The organism is Dethiosulfatarculus sandiegensis (assembly GCF_000931935.2).
Classification (GTDB): Bacteria; Desulfobacterota; Desulfarculia; order Desulfarculales; family Desulfarculaceae; genus Dethiosulfatarculus; species Dethiosulfatarculus sandiegensis.
In genome coordinates, this window is sequence record NZ_AZAC01000054.1 from 1 (window position 1) to 1,380 (window position 1,380).

Annotated in this window: 2 protein-coding genes; both read right to left on the reverse strand. The window is 56.7% G+C overall.

What is annotated here, in order from left to right; genetic code table 11:
• Positions 1-737: FAD/NAD(P)-binding protein (locus tag X474_RS21040; RefSeq protein WP_044351819.1), on the reverse strand; the 737-nt coding region annotated here is incomplete at its 3' end.
• Positions 738-755: 18 nt separating this feature from the next.
• Positions 756-1,380: 4Fe-4S dicluster domain-containing protein (locus X474_RS21045; RefSeq protein WP_044351820.1), on the reverse strand; the 625-nt coding region annotated here is incomplete at its 5' end.

A 1,380-nucleotide genomic window follows, 5' to 3' on the forward strand; every position in this document is an offset into this window, starting at 1 on the left:
CCGCATTTCATGCGGTTTTCCAGGCTCATTATTATTTGTTCCGACTGCCAGCCCAAATCATCAAACACAGGCTGGGTGAAACGGATCATGGCCGGAGGTCCGCAGACCAGGGCCACAGAGTTGTCAGGCTTGGGCGAAGCGTTGCCCACCACTGTGGGAACAAACCCGACCAGGCCTTCCCAGCCGGGGAATTCCCGGTCGATGGTGATCAAAATATTGCAGTCGTCCCTTTTCTGCCACTCGCTCCACTCCTCGGTATAGAGCAGCATGCCCGGGGTGCGGGCGCCGTACACAAAAGTGATATCGCCGTAATCACCCCGGTTGTCCGGATGCAGCAGCCAGTTCATGGTGGAGCGCAAGGTGGTGACCGCAAAGCCGCCGGCCACGATCACAATATTCTTGCCCTTGTGATCCTCCAGAGGATACCAGTTGCCCAAAGGACCGCGCACACCCATCACATCGCCGGGCTGCATGTTGTGCAACTGACTGCTCACCACACCCACCTTGTTCACGGTGAACAAAAGGTCGTCACCTTCAGTGGGGCTCGAGGCTATGCCAATGGGGATCTCGCCCACACCGCTCAAGGAGAGCTCGGCAAACTGCCCGCAATGATAATCAAAGGCCTTGGCATCCTCGGCCTTCATGAATTCAAGCCAAAATGACTTGAGGCTCTTGTCCTCGGTCTCTACCAGCACATCCTTGATGCGCACAGGATAGGGGACATAGGGATTAAACATGACAAAAAGCCCCCTTTTCTAAGCGTTCATCTGGTTGACGACCTCGCGGACGTCTATGTTCACAGGGCACTGTTGCACGCACCGGCCACAGCCAACGCAACCTATCTCGCCGTCGCGTTTCATGGGGATGTACTTGAACTTGTGCATAAAGCGCTGCCGCACCCGCTCCTTTTTGCTCGGCCTGGGGTTGTGGCCAGTGCCGTGCACGGTAAACAGCCAGCTCATGCAGTAGTCCCAGTTGCGCACCCTGCGGCCGTCTTCACCCTTGACTTCGTCTTGAATGTCAAAGCAATGGCAGGTGGGGCAGACAAAGGTGCAGGTGCCGCAGTTCAAGCAGCTTTCATAGACCCTGTCCCACATGGCGTCATTGAAAAGCTCCAACACCTCTTTTTCCGCTATGCGCTCGGTCCCCACACCATTGGTGATCATCTCTCCGGCCTTTGTGCGGGCCTCCTCGGCAGCCTGCTCCTCGGCCTTGTCCGCATCGGGAAGCTCTGCGGCCAAAGCCGCCCCCTTCTCGCTCAAGACACGCACCAGATACCCCTGCCCCAGATCCACCAAAAGCAGATCCAAACCTTCCTCATGGTGAGGACCGCAGTTCACAAAACTGCAAAAACAGGTCGAACAGGGATCATTACAGGCC